We start from the raw sequence: 15,391 nt of genomic DNA, 5'->3' as shown, positions 1-15,391 counted from the left end.
CCCCTGAACCTGCCCAAAGATGCCCTAGTCGAACTCACCCACAAGGGCAAAATCTGCTGGCATTCTCCCCCCCCCAAATTGAAGAATGCCAAAAAAGTCGAGGATTTAGTTCTCTTGTTTGAACCTGTCCAACAACGAGAACAAATGATCGTTATCACTGCCTCCGGCAAAGCCTACCCCGTCGCCGTGGCAGATATTCCCTCGGCCGGGAGTCGGTCTACACCCCTACTCAAACTCTTACCCAGTAGCATCCAGCAGAAGCGAGAAGAGATTTTTACCGTCTTTTTCCCCCCAAAAGACCTCCAGCGTCATTTCCTCGTCATTTTGACCGCCCAAGGACGAGTCAAACGGTTAGCCGGAACAGAGGTGGATCAACTGACCAATCGGGGATCGACATTGGTCAAATTAAAAGCCGACGATGCCTTGATTTACGTTGGCTGGACAACAGAAGCTGAAGAAGTCGCCGTAGCCACCTCAGGGGGGCGAATTCTACGCTTCCCCATCGATGACCTCCAACTGCCCATTATGGGACGCACCGCCCAAGGCAACCAAGCCACCCGCGTCCGCAAAGGGGAAGATGTGGTAGGCTGTGCCACACTCACCCCCGATCAGGATTTACTCCTGCTCTCTCAAGAAGGCTATGGGAAGCGTTTACCCTTCCACATGATCCGACGGGGGCAACGGGGCGATATTGGGACACAGGGGCTACAATTCCACCGGAGAGGCGATCGCCTCATGGGGATGATAGTCGCCCCCCCCGAAAGCGCACAGTTTTCCATCATCACCAGTCAGCAGCGCCTCGTCTATCTCCCTGTGAAGTCAGTCAGTTTATGGGGAAAAGACGGCATCGGAGACAAAATTGACGCACTCCAAGGGGAAGAAACCATTCTGAAGCTATTTCCTCCCGCTTAGATTATGTCCCTCTACCGTGACCAGGGAATGTTGCTCCCTTCACCGACAACCCAAAAAATCCTCGCGACCGCCGAAAGTAGATCAACTCCCTAATGCCATCTCCATCAGCATCTTTTGGGCGCTGCGGGCTTGAGTGGGGGATTCCGGTTGACGTTGTTGATAATGGCCATCCTCTTGAAGTTCCCACGCTTGACGATTATCGGCTAACATCACCCCGAGGATTTCTTGAATATCCTTGACAATTTCGGGATCTTCAATGGGTGTCACCGCTTCCACGCGACGATCTAGGTTACGAGGCATCCAGTCGGCGCTGCCGATGTAAACCTCATCTTGCCCTTGGTTATAAAAGTAGAAGATGCGGGAATGTTCTAAGAAAGTCCCGACAATGCTAATGACGTTGATCTTGTCGCTCACGCCGGACAGTTGAGGCCGTAAACAACAAATCCCCCGCACAATGAGGTCAATTTTGACCCCGGCTTGAGAGGCGGCGTAGAGTCTGGCGATCATTTTGGGGTCTACTAAGGAGTTCATTTTAGCCACAATGCGACCTGTACCGCCGCCTTGGGCGTTCTTGATTTCGCGGTCAATGAGGGTCATGAGGCGATCGCGCAAATTCACCGGAGAGACTAACAATTTGCGATAGGACTTCTGGCGAGAATACCCCGTGAGGAAGTTAAACAAGTCTGTTAAATCGGCCCCCAATTCATCCCGACAGCTTAATAAACCCAAATCCGTATATAAGCGCGCTGTTTTGGGGTTATAGTTCCCCGTCCCAATGTGGACATAACGCTTAATGGCATTGCCTTCCTGACGCACCACTAGGACAATTTTTGTATGGGTTTTTAAACCGACTAAACCATAAACCACATGAACCCCCGCCTGTTCTAAGGTTCTCGCCCATTGAATATTGTTTTCTTCATCAAAACGGGCTTTCAATTCCACCAAGGCCACCACTTGTTTCCCGTTTTCCGCCGCTTGAATCAGGGCTTTGACAATGGGCGAATCCCCAGAAGTCCGGTAGAGGGTCATTTTGATGGCTAGGACATGGGGATCACAAGCGGCCTGGGTGATGAACTCCTGCACGGAGGAGGCAAAGGAATGATAGGGATGGTGAACGAGTAAATCCCCTTGGGATAACAGTTGAAAGATATCCTCACCATCATCCCGTTCTAATTTCCGGCTGGCCTCGGCTGAGTCAAACATCCGTTGAATCCGGGGGGGAACAACGGGAGTCCAGGCGGGTTCGAGAAGATGAGGTAAGGGCAGTTTAAGCAAGTTCATGAGGTCTTGTAGCCCTAAGAGTCCTTCTACCTCATAAACGTCCATTTCATCGAGATCCAAGCCTCTCATGAGGGTTTGACGCACATTATCGGGCATGGAGGCCTGAATTTCTAAACGGACGGCGGAGCCGCCCATGCGCCGTTTCCGCAATTCCTGTTCAATGGCTAGGAGGAGATCATCGGCTTCGTCTTCTTCTAGGGCAATGTCTGCGTTCCTTGTCACCCGGAAGGGATAACATTCTTGAACGTTCATGCCGGGGAATAGGGTTTCTAGGTTATGGGCAATGACCTGTTCTAGGGGAACGCCTGTCCAAACAATCGCTTTCTCTCCCGAATCTTGTAGATCGTTGGGCAGTTTGACGAAACGGGGCAAGACTTGGGGGACTTTGATGCGGGCAAAGAGTTCTTCTTTGGTGTCGGGATCTTGGACGAGGACGGCTAGGTTTAAACTCAGGTTGGAGATGTGGGGGAAGGGGTGGGAGGGATCGACGGCTAAGGGGGTGAGGACGGGGAAAATATGGGCTTCAAAGAACTGTTGGAGATATTTCCGTTGTTCTTGGTGCAAATCAACGTAGTTGACTAAATAAGCTCCTTCTGAGGCTAGTTGGGGTCTGAGGGTGTGTTCAAAGATTTGATCCTGTTGTTCGACCATGGGACGCAGGCGATCGCTAATTTCCTCCAGTTGTTGGGAGGGGGTGCGACCATCGGGGGTCAGTTTATGGACATCGGCCTCGACTTGTTGTTTCAGTCCAGCCACCCGCACCATGAAAAATTCATCTAAGTTGGCGTTGAAGATCGCCAAAAATTTGAGCCGATCTAACAACAGAGTGCGGGGATCTAGGGCTTCGTGGAGGACACGGTAGTTAAACTCTAACCAACTCAATTCCCGGTTGAAGTAATATTGGGGATCTTTGAAGTTCAGGGTAGTGGTGCTGAGGTCAGAAGCTTTGGCTTTGGACATAATGATTGGGGATAGCAACAAGGGAAGTCGCGGGAGGGGGCGAATCCTCAATCACAGGCCATGATGCGTCCCCTACCCTCCATTGTTCATCCTATCCTGAAAGCCTGACCAATCGATTTATGTTCGGGTTAAGAAATGAGTAGAACGGGATCTTCCCGACTCCCGACTCCCGACTTCCCCTCTCCCCCGCTCCCCCGCTCCCCTGCTCCCCTGCTCCCCCGCTCCCGACTCCCCGAGTTATTCAGCCAGCCCTAGGAAGGATCTCAATTGGAGCGAGCCAGTTGGGGGGCGCGTCCTTTGAGTCCGGTCATCAATTGCAGGGCAAATAACTTGAGGGGACGGATATGTTTTAACAGCAAAATGCCCCAGCGTCGCACCGTCACCACGGGCCACCAAGGGGTAGAAAACATCCGATCCAGAAAGTCGGTAAAGCCTAAAATGACCCAATTTTCCCGCCTGCGCCACTGTTCATAACGCTGCAAAACTGCGATACTGCCAATATCTTCCCCTTGGGCTTGAGCTTCTTGTAAGACTTGGGCTAGGGCGGCTGCGTCGCGAATGCCGAGATTGAGGCCTTGTCCTCCGACAGGGTGACAACAATGGGCGGCATCGCCAATCAGGGCGAAACGGTTTTGAATGTAGCGATCGCACTGCATCAACTGCACCGGAAATAAAAAGCGATCGCCCACTAACTCTACAGTCCCCAAAACCCCGGCCGTGCGCTCCCTAAACCGCTCTAAAAACTCCCCAGTATCTAACCCTTGCAAGGCTTTGGCTTCCCCGTGGGGCGCGGTCCAAACGACTTGACACCGATTCCCGGGCAAGGGCAAAATCCCCATTGGCCCACTATACCAAAATCGCTCATAAGCTGTCTCATTCTCCGGTTGGTCATGGCGAATGGTAAAGGTCACACAGGATTGCCAATACTTCCAGCCCTTGGTTTTAATCCCGGCCCAACTCCGGAGAGGCGATCGCGCCCCATCGGCCCCCACCACCAAACGAGTCCGCAGCCTGCGCCTTTCCTCCCCCAGCTCCACCGTCAGATTGATCCCCTCTCCACTCTCCTCCACCTCCACCAACTGTCCCGGACAGAGCCACTGTACATTCTCCGCCCCCGCTAAAAACCCTTGTAACTTCCCCAAAACCACCGAATGTTCCCCCACATAGCCCAAAGCCCCTGTTGCCAGTTCTTCCGGCCGAAAATGAACAATTTCCGGGTAATCCGCATCCGAGAGGCTAATTTGCTTGAATTGAGCAATCTGGGGCAACATTTGACCCCATACTCCTATCCCCTCAAAAATCCGCCCCGATAACAGCGAGAGAGCATAGGCACGCTGGCGAGCCTTCGCCTGGGCTGGTGATTGTGCTTCAATGATCACCACCCGTAAGCCGCTCCCCTTCAGGGCTGCCGCTAAAGTTGCCCCCACAATCCCGCCACCGACAACGGCTAGATCCGCATCAAACTCCCTATCACAAAACTCTTTAAATGTCACTTTTTTTAACGAAAAATTTAAAAAACAATAACAATCTTTACCTTATATTGTGACAGAACCATTGGGGGTGTGGCAAGGGAATTGAAAGCCCTTCCCTACTCTCGACTCCTCTCAGGACGGGACTTTTTCAAACGACGAGAAGGTGCAGGAGGACGATTCAACGTTTGCCAGGCCGCCTGTACCCCAGCCACCACACTGCGCGTTCTCACCTGTACATTCTGGACATTCTGACGCACATCACTGAGACTCTGATCCACCTGTTTCACCACCCCAGTGGCATTATTAACCCCCTCATTAATATCATCGGTCAACTCACTAATTTCTAGCCCTGTGAGTCGAATCGCCTCCAACGTCGGGGGGAATTCTCGGCGAAGGGTATCAAACAGCTTTTCCGCGCTCCGTGCCGCCCGGGCTAACTCCAGAAACGCCGGAAACGCCGCCACCAAAACCGCCGTTAAACTAACAGCCACCAATAACAAAGAAAGTCCTAACCAAAAAATAGGGTCAATCACGCTGCTCTGAAGAACTTGTAGGTTTAGCCGCAATATTGCGCATTTCGTTCAATTCTTGGGCTTTTAACTGACTCGCATCTAATCCGGCTGCGATCGCCTCCTTTAACCGTTCTAACGTCCCTTCCCAATTCTGAACCGCCGACTCCGAAAGACGATCCGCCTGAAACTGAACAGTCGTAGACAAATCCTCCGCCAACTCCGGCAAAGCATCCGCCGACTTCTTGAGAATCTGACGAGTTTCTCGACCCGAACGCGGAGCCACCAAAACCCCGACAATCGCGCCAATTGCCCCCCCAAGTAAGATTCCCCCAATAAATGCCCCAGTGCTGTTTTTTGCCATAGCTTTGGTCTGTTACGCTTATCCCAATTCTATCGGAACTTTGCCGGAGGACAAGTACCTCCCCCGAAAATCACAACTCCCCCCCATCACCTAGGGCTTGCTGAATAACTTGGGGAGCAGGGGAGCAGGGGAGAGGGGAATTGATAATTGAAAATTGACAATTGACAATTGATAATTATTTCCGATTACCTATTACCTATTACCTATTACCCATTACCTATTACCTATTACCTATTACCTTGTTGAGTCTAACGTTGGGCTTTTTCAGTAGACCCTACCTACGCCGCCGATAAACCCCCAAACCCCTACGCCACAACCGAGGCAGGCCCGTTAACAACCGCAAAATTCGTTCTACTTGCCCCACCTGATACCCCCACCTCGCACAAGCTTCACGAAATACACGAGTTCCCACCTGTCCCTTAATAATCACCATCGGAGCCGGATAGAAAATATTGTGAATCGTCCGTTCTAAACTCGTCATCACCTTAGTGGCTTCGGCCAAAGAACGACCCAAGCGCCAAATTTTCCACGCCACATAAAAATTTACCAGCGCTAACAACACATTAAAACCCACCACTAAAAACAGCATTTTCTCCCCAATTCTCTCCCCAGAACAGATTAAAATCGATACCCCACCCCTCCTTGCACAGAAACCGCCGTTCCCCCCCCATTGCGGTAAGCATCAAAAGCAATCACCGCATTGCCAAAAATCACTAACTTACTATTCGGTACCGCGTAATCAATTCCCGGTTGTAATGCAAAACTCGTTTTATCCCCCACCGGAGACGGCACCCCATTACTCCCACTCCCAAAAGCCGCCCCAGCCCCAATATATAGATCCGTTTGCCAATTCAGAGGAATATCATAGGAAACTGTCGGCACCACCGCCACAGAACGCCCCACAAACCCTTGCGCTCGTAACGAAACCGGCACCTCTAAAAACTTATACCGAAAAGCCACCACCCCACTCCAATCTTGCCCATTCCCCCCTTGATCATTCATTACCCCAAAACCTCCCCCAATCCCCACATAACTCCCATAGGCCGCCTGGGCTAAGACAGGTTGCTCCACCCCTGAACAAATCCCCATCATTCCCATAGCCAAAAAGGCCAGACCAACGCCACTCCTTACCCCTTTTGCAACTTGATTTTTCTTCATAATTCCATTGCCTCACACCTTATGTTATATAGTCTTAACACTTCTGGCTTTGATTCTATCCAGATTTGTCAATCCCGAAAAGTCCCCCTTAAAGTCAATTCTTAAAGTCAATCCTTGCCCCCTTAAAGCCCCCCAACAGTCCACCCCCCTTAAAACAACACCCAAAAACAACCTAAACAATAAAACGGGTTTCCTCTCCCTGTACCGCTTGCCAACTGCGAGCATCATAATAAAGGTCTGCCAAAGTAATGCTATAAAGTGCCTCCTTCAATTTGTCATGCAGTCTTTGCCAAAGACTAAAAGTTACCCAGTCTTCCGCTTGAGATGTATCAGGAGTATGGCGGGGTAAAGGATCGATACTTTCTCCCACGGCCGCTAAAATTTGTCCTAGGGAAATTTGGGCGGGTTCTTGGTTGAGTTGATATCCTCCTTGAGCGCCACGAATAGAACGAACCAAACCCGCTCGACGCAGTTCAATCAGTAACTTTTCTAAATAAGCTGCCGGAATATCTTGGCGTTGTGCGATCGCAGAAACCGAAGCGGGTTTATCTTCCGGTTGTAAACTCAAATCAAGCAAAGCTTTTACACTATAATGGCCACGAGTTGTTAGTTTCATCCACTGCTTCTCCTTACGGCTTCTCCTTGAGGTCTAGCTATCCTCCCGACCACTCCATGGCTGATGGGTTCAACAGCAAAAGTGAGCCTCCCCTGCTGTCTAAAACCCCCAGATTTTGAGCCATCCCTCAAACCAGACTGCTATATTAGCAAATCTGTTAGCTATTAGCCATCCACTGTCAAGGGTTAAATGTCTCCCTTCAACCCGATTGCCTTTCAGCATTCCTTTAATTAGTTTAAAGTCTTATTGACGTTTGGACAGGTTTTATAGTTTGATAGATAGTATTGGTGAAAGCCAAACAAAATTGTCGTCAGAACAAAGTCACTCGACAATCCGCAAACACAACAAATAAGGCAGTCATTTAAGACCTAAGTTGATGAATAAAAAGAAAAACCCCGAACCCCTGACTGGTCAAGAACTGGTAGAAAAAGTCAAAGCCCTGGGCAACCTCAGCAAAGAAGAAAAAGCCAGAGCTTGCGGTTACTATACCCTCACCAAAAACGGGATCGAACGAGTCAACATGATGAAATTCCTCAATGCCCTCATTGATGCGGAAGGCATTGAGTTAGATGGTACCACAGGAAGCAACGGACGAGGAGGACGTTCGGCCAGCTATCGTATTAGTGTCCAGTCCAACGGAAACCTACTCATTGGTTCAGCCTACACCAAAAAAATGGGCTTAGAACCCGGTGATGAGTTTGAAATTAGCCTAGGACGGAAACACATTCATCTCAAGCAAGTTGGGGAAAGCACCGAAGAGTTAGAAGAAGATTAACCCCCCATCCAAACGGCTCAATTTTAGCCAGTTTTGGGGGCTGTAAACTCCCACAACAGAAGGAGCAGGAATCTTCAGCACTCATCGAGCTAATCCCCCAGCTACAGTCCAAAATCAGCCATGAGAGGGGCTTTCCAAGCGGCTATTGCTCCCGCCTAAAGCCCCTTAGCTGGAAATATAAATAATCAGGGTCAATAAATCACCCCGGAATTGTGGTGAAGAATTGTTATAAAATGCGTTATAAAAAGATAAACTCCTGATAGAGATTATATTTCATGGTATCATTGGGGTTATCATCTAGACTGAAGTATTTCCGACTCTTTATTATTCTTGGTTTGGATATTGTCTAACTCCAGAGAATATTGTTGCTCGACCAAAACTTAAGTTTCTCTGTTGGGTAATTCTAAGTGAATCGCTCGGAGTTACGCGCTCTGAGTTACCACGATTTTCATGGGCTTCTTCCTTGGCTTTTCCCGTGAAATGGTCTAGGTCTGTGTGCCTATTTTTCAAGTTTTCTCAGTAATTCTTTCTTGTTGACCAACTCAGCTTGTTTTCCTTGAAATTATTAAACCTCTTGACATCCTTTTCAAGCTAATACAGCCTATGGATATTGAAGCAATTCGCTCCGGTTCTCAGAAAAATCTCCCCGGAATTGATCTAGAAGATGAAGACCTCAAGCACTGCCAACTAGAGCGCGTTAATTTAGCAGGTGCTAACCTTGTAGGGACAAACTTCACTGGAGCGAATTTAAGAGGAGCAAGATTAGACGGGGCGAACTTGTTAGGAGCCAACTTAAACACCGCCGACTTGCGAGGGAATTTACTCGGTGCCAATTTAATGCAAGCTAATCTCACCCAAGCTGATTTACGGGGGAGTAATCTACGAGGAGCCAACCTGATGGGAGCTAAATTAGTTCAAGCTAGTTTAGCCGGGGCTTTTTTAAGCGGAGCGAATCTAACAGGTGTGAACTTACAGGGTGTAGATTTACGCGGTGCAGATTTGCGAGGAACAAATCTCAATAGCGCCAACTTAAAAGGAGCAAATTTAGCCCAAGCTGACTTACAAGGGGCTAGTTTAAGTGAAGCCAACTTAGAAGAAGCCGATTTAAGTGGAGCTAACTTAGCCGGGGCAAATTTAGCTCGTGCGAATCTTCTTTGTGCGGAGATTATAGGCAGTAACTTAACGGGGGCAAATCTAGAACAAGCTTGTGTCATTGGCACTCACCTAGCTAAGTCTCTGATGTAAATTTGACTTCAATTTGCTTTCAATCTTTTATTCTGCCCATTCATTTCACCAATTCTTAATCAATATACATTCTCGGGACTGACTGCCTACAAAAATAGGTTAAGGAAGACCGTAGTAATCCTAAATAGGTTGTGTTAGGGGTAATTCATGAATTACCCCTACAATATGGGTTCAATTTCCAAAAATGTTACAACTCAAATAGTATTACTATATACATTCTGACTATTGCCCTGAGCAGAATTTAAGTCACTTAACTTCTAAAAACCTATGTAATTGTATTATATTACAGTTTTAAAATGACAGTCAATTACCGATACATCTAGTTATCCCCAGTAGGAGGGAACTTATGTTCAATAAATCGGGTTTACAGGTTAAACTCATTGGTTCTTTTTCTGTCATGGGTTTGATTGTCCTCATCGTTGCGGGTATGGGGTGGTTCAGTGTCCAACGATTAAATCAAGTCATTCAAACCTTCACCGAAAAGACCCTACCGAGTGTTAGCGGTCTGTGGAAAGTGAATGAGGGAACGACACAAATTCAATCCTCAGAACGAATGCTCCTTTATCCCGGTTTAGAACAGGAAGATAGGGAGCAAGCGTTAACCAGAATCCGAACAGCTTGGCAACAAATTGAGGAAGGATTAGCCGAGTATCAAGCAACGCCACGCACTCCTGAAGAAGAGCAAAGTTATCAACGGTTTTTAGCCAATTGGGAAGGCTGGAAACAAGCTCACCAAGAATTCTTAACACTGGAAAACAGCTATCACAATTTGGGCTTAACTAATCCTTGGGAAGCTAAATTGAATGCCCTCAATCAATCGGAAGACATCCAAAATCAGCAAATTGTTCAAGCTGATAGTTCTATTCGTATCTGGAATCAAGTTAATAGGCAACAAAAGGATAAAAAAAGACCCTTATTTGACCAAATATCTCAAGAGCTTTTGGATTTGATTGAAGTGAACCAAGAACTATCCCAACAAGCTCAAACAAAGGCAGCACTTGAGGAAAGGTTTACTCTTTTTTGGTCTTTAATTGGTGTTTTTGTTGCTCCGTTGATAGCCGTTATCTTAGGAGTAGTATTAAGTAAAATGATTAGTAAACCCTTATTAGAAGTGATTCAAACGATTGCATCTTCAGTCCGTCAATTAAGTGTAAATATTGAAGAACAGGAGCGAGTTCTTTCTGCCCAATCCGCTTCAGTGAATGAAACTACAACCACGATACATCAATTGGAAGTGGCATCCAATCAATCCGCAGAGCAAGCAAATCAAGCATTAAAAAATGCAGAACAAGTTTTGAGTTTTGCTCAAGTGGGTGGTCTGACGGTGGGGGAAACCTTAACGGGTATTACCCAAACCGCAGAAGATGTGCAAACAATTGTAGAGCGAATTGATGAGTTAAATCAAAAACTGGAACAAGTGAATGTGATTAGTGCTTTGGTGACAGATATTGCCATCCAAACCAATATGTTAGCCTTGAATGCTTCAGTGGAGGCAATTCGGGCGCAAGCTGAGGGGAGAGGCTTTGGGGTGGTAGCGGCTGAAATTCGCAAATTAGCGGATCAAAGTAAGGAGTCGGCGGCCAAAATTACGACTTTGATCGGGGAAACTCAGAGGGTGATGCAGCCTCTTCTTAAAAGTATTGAGATGAGTAAAACGAATGCGATAATGGGGATTCAACTCTCGAAACAAACGGCGGATGCTTTCCAATCTGTCTCCCAATCAGTTACGGATGTGATTGCCACGAATCAACAAATTGCTTTAACGGCACAGCAACAGGCTAAGGCAATTGAAATGGTGATGCTGGCGATGAATAATATTAATCAGGGTGCGCAGGAAACGGTTGTGGGGATTAGCCAAACTCAAGGCACGGTTCAGTTATTAAATCAGGTGGCGTTGATTTTACAAGATTTAGGAGGGCAAAGAAGTTAGTTTAAGAAGAAATAAGAAAAGAGGTCAACATCAGGTTGACCTCTTTTATCAATTGGAATGGGGAAAGTTTTATAATCCGGGCAGATTTAAACCACTGGTTAATTCTTCCATGCGGGAACGCATGGTTTCTGTGGATTTATCATAAGCATCTTTCATGGCCGTTGTGACCAATTCCGAAAGGGCTTGGGCGCCTTGGGCGACGGCCGCCTCGGAGATTTCCACCCGTCGGGGTTCTTGGTTGCCACTGAGGATGACTTTCACTGAGCCATCATTACTTTGCCCCTCAATTTCCATTTGTTCGAGTTCTTCTTGCAGCTGTTTTGCCCCTTGTTGAACTTGTTGGGCTTTCTTGAATGCTTCGGTTAGTTCTTTCATTTTGCCTAAACCGAAACCGAATCCTTGTCCTTTTCCTTGGGTCATATCTCGTTTAAATGTGAAATTTTGTACTGATAGTGCTGGGCTAGATGGCTCAAGCGGATGTTTTGACAATCATTATAGATCCCCATAGATCCCCTGCGCTACATCCCACCCTTAAAAGATTGTAGGATGTAGCACGGTAGCTTAAAGGCTGTGTCAGGTTGTTCTTTGAGCATTGATACCCTAATGTTGAGTGCAATGATACTCAATGTAATCTTGTAGGTTGGGTGGAGCGATCGCAAAACCCAGCAATCGAAGGCTGAAATGTTGGTTTACATTTCATTTCACCCAACCTACAGGAGGATTAGATGCAGTTCCCGTTAAATCAGGAAGCCCTATCCTCGCCAGTAGTTTACTTTTGTTAAAAGTCCCCCATGAGTTTTACTTCTGGGTGGAGGAGTAGGGACCAGTGCTGCTCGACTTTTTCTTGGACGTGATGGATGACGTTTAAGATGTCGCTAGCGGTGGCATCGCCGCAGTTGAGGATGAAGTTGGCATGACGATGAGCGACTTGGGCGCCGCCGACTTGATAACCTTTTAAGCCGAGTTGTTCGATGAGCCAGCCTGCGCTGTGGGGGTAGGGATTGCGGAAAACGCTGCCACAACTGGGGAGGTGGTAGGGTTGGGTTTCTTTGCGCTGGTGGAGGTTGTGGGTGGTTTGTGCCATGATTTCGGCGCGATCGCCTCCGGGGGTGAGTTGTAAGGTGGCTTGTAGGACTAATTTGCGATCGCCTTGTAGGATGGAGGTGCGATAACTAAATTGCAAATCTTCGGGGGTGAGCAGGTTTAAACTCCCGTCAGGATTGAGAACCAGAACATCGGTTAAACAATCGGCGATCGCCTTTTGGTGAGCGCCCGCATTCATCACCACACAGCCCCCGATGGTGCCTGGGATGCCGACAGCCCACTCTAGACCTTGCCAGCCTCGTTTCGCGGCTTTCCAGGCTAAACGAGCAATGGGTTCCCCGGCTCCGGCGATAATTTGACCATTGTCGGGGTGTAGGTTGTTATGGCGGAGATGTCGGGTGCTAATGACTAGGCCCGGAATTCCGCGATCGCTCACTAATAAGTTGGAACCTGCCCCTAAAACCGTAGCGGGCAGACTTTGCTGGTCAGCCCAAGCCACACTGAGTTGTAAATCTTCCAAGGTGCGCGGGGCTACATACCACTCCGCTGGACCACCAACGCGGAAGGAGGTGAGGGGGGCGAGGGGAACATCAGGACGAACAATGCAGTCAGTCCCTTTTAGACTGACGGGTGAAGGGTGGAACGACTTCCCTCCGTAGAAGTAGAGCTTCTTCGTGCTAGGGGCATCAGAGGACAGTGTCATAGTGCGTTCATCAAAAGTGTGAATAGATTCAGGTTGAGGAGTGGAGAAATTCGGAGGAATTCAAAAGGAGAAACCTTCAGTTCCTAAACTGAGGTGGGTAAGGACACCTTGCTATAAAAGACCAGTAGATGAGGGATAATTTGATTCAGATTCCCTGCCCCGAGAAACAGCGTTAAATCACCGGGCTGTAACATTTCTTCCAACAAGGCTGTTACTGGCTCCAGTCCTCCCCCGTAGATTACTTGAGGATGATAGTGGGCGATCGCATCCGCCACTTGTTCCCCCCCTAATTGTCCCACAGGGGACTCTCCTGCACTGTAAATATCGGTAACAATGACTAAATCTGCATCCTGAAACGATTGGGCAAAATCCCCTAAAAAGGCTTGAGTGCGGCTGTAGCGGTGGGGTTGAAACACGGCCACTAGACGACGGTAAGCCCCTTGGGATTGGGCATTTTGCTGCACTAATAAACGGGCGGCTCCGAGGGTAGCTTGTACCTCGCTAGGGTGGTGGGCATAATCATCCACAAAGGTAATACCATTGGCTTGGCCTCGGTACTCAAAGCGGCGTTTTGCCCCTTCAAAGGTTGAGATCCCCTGAGCAATGACGGGGAAACTTAAGCCTAAATGCCGAGCCACTGCGATCGCCGCCAAAGTATTACTTAAATTATGTTGACCCAACAACGGCAGGTGTAAAGACCCTAACAACACATCCTTTTCCCAAACCTGTGCCGTAGTCCCTTCGGCACTGTAGACCACATCCGTCACCGTGTAATCAGCCCCTTGTTCTGGGAACAAACTATAGGTAATCTGGGGGCGTAGAGTTGACCGGACTGTTGCACAATCCCAACAGGCGACCATGGTTTCACACTGTTGTTCAAAGATCCGGAAAATCTCCGTCACCTCGTCCAAACTGTCATAGTGATCGGGATGATCCAGTTCAATATTAGTCACGACTCCAATTTTGGCCGCTAACTTCACTAAAGAACCATCAGACTCATCCGCTTCGGCGACTAAATAGCCCCCTTGGCCCAGACGAGCATTGCCCCCAATGGCATTAACTTCCCCCCCAATGACAATCGTAGGGTCTAAACCCCCTTGCAGTAATACATAACCAATTAAACTACTGGTTGTAGTCTTCCCATGAGTTCCTGCAACAGCGATACTGTCATAATCTTCAATCAAGGCTGCTAAGACATCAGAGCGATGAAAAATCGGATAGCCCTGAGCTTGTGCGGCCTGATATTCTGCATTATTGGCTTGAATTGCCGTTGAACAAATGACTTGAGGAGGGTTGGAATCCTGAACTTGAGTTGCTCCATACCCTCCATTGTTCCCATTGCCCTCAACTCCTACCCCAATGGTAATCGGGGCGGGATGGTCTTCGGTGGGCATTTTAAAAAAATCTAGATTATCTGCATCCTGACGACTAAAAATATGAGCGCCCGCCGACTCTAAGCGCTGAGTTATATGAGTTGAACGAATATCTGAGCCTGAAACCGGGAGATTCCGCTTCGCCAAAATATAAGCGAGGGCTGACATTCCGATCCCACCAATTCCAATAAAGTGGAAGGGTTTTCCCTGAAAGTTAATTGTGTTTGCCATCAAATCTCCTTGCACACCACACACCACACCACAAGACTAATCACACGATCCGTGTCACGAGGGACACGCGCTATAATATCAAGGATTCAACCGTCAGGATACAGTTCATCATGATTTTCTATCTTTTCACTCCTTTGACCTACGGACTAGATTATTGAACTTAAAGGACTCGAAAGAGCCAGATCAAGGACTCGAAAGAGCCAGATCAAGGACTCGAAAGAGCCAGATCAAGGACTCGAAAGAGCCAGATTTAAATAACTCCTAGGATTGTTTTTACCATTAGGCAGGCATTTTTTCTGTTAATCCGGAAACTTTCCTTGGTTTTACCGCAATACGGCCAATTTTTCCAGAACTTTGAAGCAAAAACGAGGGATTTTAGGTGGAACATTTGACCCTATTCATCAGGGACACTTAACTCTGGCCCAAGTGGCCTTAACTCAAGGTCAACTCGATCAAATTCTGTGGATTCCCGATGGGGATGCTCCCCATAAAGCCCAAAAACGGCGTTCTCCCTATGTTGATCGCTGTTCTATGGTGGAGCAGGCGATCGCACCCTACCCCCACTTTCACCTAGAAATCCCCCCAGCCCACCCCACTCCCCACTACAGCATCCACACCTTCCAACACCTCCAAGCCACCTATCCCCCCAGTGAGTGGTACTGGATTGTTGGCTTTGATACCTTTCAAACCCTCCCCCGATGGTACCAACGCCATCAACTCATCCCCGCCCTCCAGTGGTTAGTCGCCCCCCGCCCCCCCCTCCCCTGCCATCTCCAGCCCATCATTGAACAATTACATGACCAAGGGATTAACATTCA

15 protein-coding genes are annotated in these 15,391 nt (G+C 48.2%); 5 read left to right on the top strand and 10 right to left on the bottom strand.

The genetic code is table 11. The features are described 5' to 3' along the window. On the top strand, window positions 1–912 hold a 912-nt coding region (locus K4A83_RS18505), incomplete at its 5' end, for a DNA gyrase C-terminal beta-propeller domain-containing protein (protein WP_321161038.1). Between the two features lie 81 nt (window positions 913–993). Here K4A83_RS18505 and ppk1 read toward each other — a convergent pair. The 7 genes from ppk1 to K4A83_RS18470 all read right to left on the bottom strand — a co-directional run bounded on the left by ppk1 (window position 994) and on the right by K4A83_RS18470 (window position 7,272). Then, a complete protein-coding gene (gene ppk1, locus K4A83_RS18500) occupies window positions 994–3,153 on the bottom strand; it encodes a polyphosphate kinase 1 (protein WP_265266149.1) in 2,160 nt (719 codons plus the stop codon). 263 nt (window positions 3,154–3,416) lie between these two features. Next, on the bottom strand, window positions 3,417–4,646 hold the full coding sequence (locus K4A83_RS18495; protein WP_265266148.1) for an FAD-dependent hydroxylase: 1,230 nt from the start codon (window positions 4,644–4,646) through the stop codon (window positions 3,417–3,419). Window positions 4,647–4,741: 95 nt separating this feature from the next. Next, window positions 4,742–5,158 (bottom strand): DUF948 domain-containing protein, encoded by a 417-nt coding sequence (locus tag K4A83_RS18490; RefSeq protein ID WP_265266147.1) that lies wholly within the window; start codon window positions 5,156–5,158, stop codon window positions 4,742–4,744. Next, window positions 5,151–5,498, bottom strand: coding sequence for a YtxH domain-containing protein (locus K4A83_RS18485; RefSeq protein WP_265266146.1), 348 nt, complete (start codon window positions 5,496–5,498; stop codon window positions 5,151–5,153). Before K4A83_RS18485 ends, K4A83_RS18490 begins: the two co-directional genes overlap by 8 nt. 274 nt (window positions 5,499–5,772) lie before the next feature. Next, complete coding sequence (locus K4A83_RS18480) at window positions 5,773–6,087, bottom strand: hypothetical protein (RefSeq protein WP_265266145.1); 315 nt, start codon at window positions 6,085–6,087, stop codon at window positions 5,773–5,775. 29 nt (window positions 6,088–6,116) lie between these two features. Then, on the bottom strand, window positions 6,117–6,656 hold the full coding sequence (locus K4A83_RS18475; RefSeq protein ID WP_265266144.1) for a hypothetical protein: 540 nt from the start codon (window positions 6,654–6,656) through the stop codon (window positions 6,117–6,119). Window positions 6,657–6,828: 172 nt separating this feature from the next. Next, on the bottom strand, window positions 6,829–7,272 hold the full coding sequence (locus K4A83_RS18470) for an Rrf2 family transcriptional regulator (RefSeq protein ID WP_265266142.1): 444 nt from the start codon (window positions 7,270–7,272) through the stop codon (window positions 6,829–6,831). Between the two features lie 376 nt (window positions 7,273–7,648). On the opposite strand from K4A83_RS18470, the gene K4A83_RS18465 reads away from it, so the two are divergent. The 3 genes from K4A83_RS18465 (at window position 7,649) to K4A83_RS18455 (ending at window position 11,222) form a co-directional block, all read left to right on the top strand. Further along, window positions 7,649–8,047 (top strand): AbrB family transcriptional regulator, encoded by a 399-nt coding sequence (locus tag K4A83_RS18465; RefSeq protein ID WP_265266141.1) that lies wholly within the window; start codon window positions 7,649–7,651, stop codon window positions 8,045–8,047. A 603-nt stretch (window positions 8,048–8,650) separates the two neighbouring features. Continuing rightward, entirely contained in the window at window positions 8,651–9,292 is a 642-nt protein-coding gene (locus K4A83_RS18460; protein ID WP_265266140.1) for a pentapeptide repeat-containing protein, read from the top strand. A 346-nt stretch (window positions 9,293–9,638) separates the two neighbouring features. After that, the gene (locus K4A83_RS18455) at window positions 9,639–11,222 is read left to right on the top strand and encodes a HAMP domain-containing methyl-accepting chemotaxis protein (RefSeq protein ID WP_265266139.1); all 1,584 of its coding nucleotides are present in this window, start codon (window positions 9,639–9,641) and stop codon (window positions 11,220–11,222) included. A 69-nt stretch (window positions 11,223–11,291) separates the two neighbouring features. Here K4A83_RS18455 and K4A83_RS18450 read toward each other — a convergent pair whose 3' ends face one another. The 3 genes from K4A83_RS18450 to murC form a co-directional block, all read right to left on the bottom strand. Then, window positions 11,292–11,642, bottom strand: coding sequence for a YbaB/EbfC family nucleoid-associated protein (locus tag K4A83_RS18450; protein WP_265266138.1), 351 nt, complete (start codon window positions 11,640–11,642; stop codon window positions 11,292–11,294). Window positions 11,643–12,000: 358 nt separating this feature from the next. Then, window positions 12,001–12,969 (bottom strand): UDP-N-acetylmuramate dehydrogenase, encoded by a 969-nt coding sequence (gene murB, locus K4A83_RS18445; protein WP_265266136.1) that lies wholly within the window; start codon window positions 12,967–12,969, stop codon window positions 12,001–12,003. An 83-nt stretch (window positions 12,970–13,052) separates the two neighbouring features. Beyond that, the gene (murC, locus tag K4A83_RS18440) at window positions 13,053–14,573 is read right to left on the bottom strand and encodes a UDP-N-acetylmuramate--L-alanine ligase (protein ID WP_265266135.1); all 1,521 of its coding nucleotides are present in this window, start codon (window positions 14,571–14,573) and stop codon (window positions 13,053–13,055) included. A gap of 354 nt (window positions 14,574–14,927) precedes the next feature. On the opposite strand from murC, the gene K4A83_RS18435 reads away from it, so the two are divergent. Continuing rightward, window positions 14,928–15,391 (top strand): nicotinate-nicotinamide nucleotide adenylyltransferase (locus K4A83_RS18435; RefSeq protein ID WP_265266134.1); only part of this gene is annotated, 464 nt, incomplete at its 3' end.

This window comes from Spirulina subsalsa FACHB-351, from assembly GCF_026130165.1.
Classification (GTDB): Bacteria; Cyanobacteriota; Cyanobacteriia; order Cyanobacteriales; family Spirulinaceae; genus Spirulina_A; species Spirulina_A subsalsa_A.
The sequence above is the reverse complement of the archived record's forward strand: the minus strand, read 5'-3'. Positions and strand labels throughout refer to the sequence as shown.

Coding starts and splice junctions, on each gene's coding strand:
- ppk1 (WP_265266149.1), bottom strand. CDS start 3,153: ATGTCCAAAGCCAAAGCTTCTGACCTCAGCACCACTACCCTGAACTTC.
- K4A83_RS18485 (WP_265266146.1), bottom strand. CDS start 5,498: ATGGCAAAAAACAGCACTGGGGCATTTATTGGGGGAATCTTACTTGGG.
- K4A83_RS18480 (WP_265266145.1), bottom strand. CDS start 6,087: ATGCTGTTTTTAGTGGTGGGTTTTAATGTGTTGTTAGCGCTGGTAAAT.
- K4A83_RS18475 (WP_265266144.1), bottom strand. CDS start 6,656: ATGAAGAAAAATCAAGTTGCAAAAGGGGTAAGGAGTGGCGTTGGTCTG.
- K4A83_RS18470 (WP_265266142.1), bottom strand. CDS start 7,272: ATGAAACTAACAACTCGTGGCCATTATAGTGTAAAAGCTTTGCTTGAT.
- K4A83_RS18465 (WP_265266141.1), top strand. CDS start 7,649: ATGAATAAAAAGAAAAACCCCGAACCCCTGACTGGTCAAGAACTGGTA.
- K4A83_RS18460 (WP_265266140.1), top strand. CDS start 8,651: ATGGATATTGAAGCAATTCGCTCCGGTTCTCAGAAAAATCTCCCCGGA.
- K4A83_RS18455 (WP_265266139.1), top strand. CDS start 9,639: ATGTTCAATAAATCGGGTTTACAGGTTAAACTCATTGGTTCTTTTTCT.
- K4A83_RS18450 (WP_265266138.1), bottom strand. CDS start 11,642: ATGACCCAAGGAAAAGGACAAGGATTCGGTTTCGGTTTAGGCAAAATG.
- murB (WP_265266136.1), bottom strand. CDS start 12,969: ATGACACTGTCCTCTGATGCCCCTAGCACGAAGAAGCTCTACTTCTAC.
- murC (WP_265266135.1), bottom strand. CDS start 14,573: ATGGCAAACACAATTAACTTTCAGGGAAAACCCTTCCACTTTATTGGA.